The organism is Oscillochloris sp. ZM17-4 (assembly GCF_019599295.1).
Lineage (GTDB): Bacteria > Chloroflexota > Chloroflexia > Chloroflexales > Chloroflexaceae > Oscillochloris.
This window is the reverse complement of the sequence record NZ_JAIEWN010000178.1, coordinates 1-1,227: the sequence shown is the minus strand read 5'-3', so window position 1 is coordinate 1,227 and position 1,227 is coordinate 1. Positions and strand designations below refer to the sequence as shown.

Below are 1,227 nucleotides of genomic sequence, written 5' to 3'. Positions count from 1 at the left end.
TAATCGCTGCGGAGGCCCAACGCTCGGCGTCAGGTGTGCCGCTGGCGGCATTCTTGAATGCCACGGCTGGTGGTACGCGACGACCATAAAAAACGCGCCAGGTGTGGAGCCGCGCCAGCGGCATCACCTGCACGCCCCTGTTGGGCCGGGAGTTGCCGCAGCGACGGGCGTCTGCGCGTGTGCGGGTTATCACATATCGAGTTGGGTCTTGATCACTCGCTCGACTGCCTGGAGATCGGCTTTCGACAGCTTACCCAGTTGGTTTGTCAGGCGCTGTTTACTTACTGTCGTGAGTTGATCGGCCATCGCTTTTTGTTGCGCCCCATTGATCGTCACATAGGCCTCACTCGGATACAAACGGTCAATCTTCGTAGAGAGCGGCACGACTTGCAGCCGGTTCAGCAGCCGGTTCGCAATATCATTGCTCACGATCACGGCGGGGCGTTCTTTTTGAATCTCGCCACCAACCGACGGGTCAAAATTGACCCACCACACATCACCGCGTTTCATGCGTGTTGTCTCCGATCAGCGCCTCACTCCACACCAAGGCCGCGGCCTCGCGCTCCTCGTCTGCCGCCATCGCCGCATAGCCTGCTTCCAGTTCGGTGATCGTTACATGTGGTCGCACCAACGCCTCGATAAACTGGCTAATCTTGCGGCGCCCAATGACCTTATGGAGCCCTTCGTAGACGTCTTCGTCGAGGGTAATGGTCAGTTTTCGCTGCATGACATCCTCCAGAAATACGCGGTTATACGTATAGTACACGTAGTATACATCGCTCTGGTCACGCGTGCAAATCATCTTCATTGGTTTCTATCTGGTTGTCCAAGTCATGTATTTCTTTACGGAGAATACGGTAATATACCACTCTACAGGGTTTTATTACTTCATATTGTCAATATTTTATGTTCTCTGTGCATGGATGCGCTTCTTGTGTCCGACCGCACCTCAACCGCTATCCGGCGACAGCGTTACGGGTTGAGGGCGGCCCAACGCTGGGCGTCAGGCGTGCCGCTGGCAGGGTTTCGTGATCGCCACGGCTGACGCCATGCGACAACCATGACAAACGCACCAGGTTCCGCGCCGCGCCAGCGGCATCGCCTGCACGCCATGTTGGGCGGACTGGCTAACACGATAGAAGCTCCATTACGTGTTCTCACGGCATCTTTGTCTGTTTTCTGTCAATCATTAATCGCCTTCCGCAGCGACTCTGGCCGCACCGCATC

The 1,227-nt window shown here is 56.1% G+C and carries 2 protein-coding genes; both read right to left on the bottom strand.

From position 1 onward, the window contains the following. Positions 1-189 precede the first annotated feature (189 nt). The gene (locus K2Z83_RS28530) at positions 190-510 is read right to left on the bottom strand and encodes a type II toxin-antitoxin system PemK/MazF family toxin (RefSeq protein WP_220598559.1); all 321 of its coding nucleotides are present in this window, start codon (positions 508-510) and stop codon (positions 190-192) included. Beyond that, entirely contained in the window at positions 497-727 is a 231-nt protein-coding gene (locus K2Z83_RS28525) for a hypothetical protein (protein ID WP_220598558.1), read from the bottom strand. The genes K2Z83_RS28530 and K2Z83_RS28525 overlap by 14 nt, the downstream gene beginning before the upstream one ends. Positions 728-1,227: the final 500 nt, after the last annotated feature.

Excerpts from the sequence above, each read along its gene's own strand:
- K2Z83_RS28530 (WP_220598559.1), bottom strand. The coding sequence starts at position 510 with ATGAAACGCGGTGATGTGTGGTGGGTCAATTTTGACCCGTCGGTTGGT.
- K2Z83_RS28525 (WP_220598558.1), bottom strand. The coding sequence starts at position 727 with ATGCAGCGAAAACTGACCATTACCCTCGACGAAGACGTCTACGAAGGG.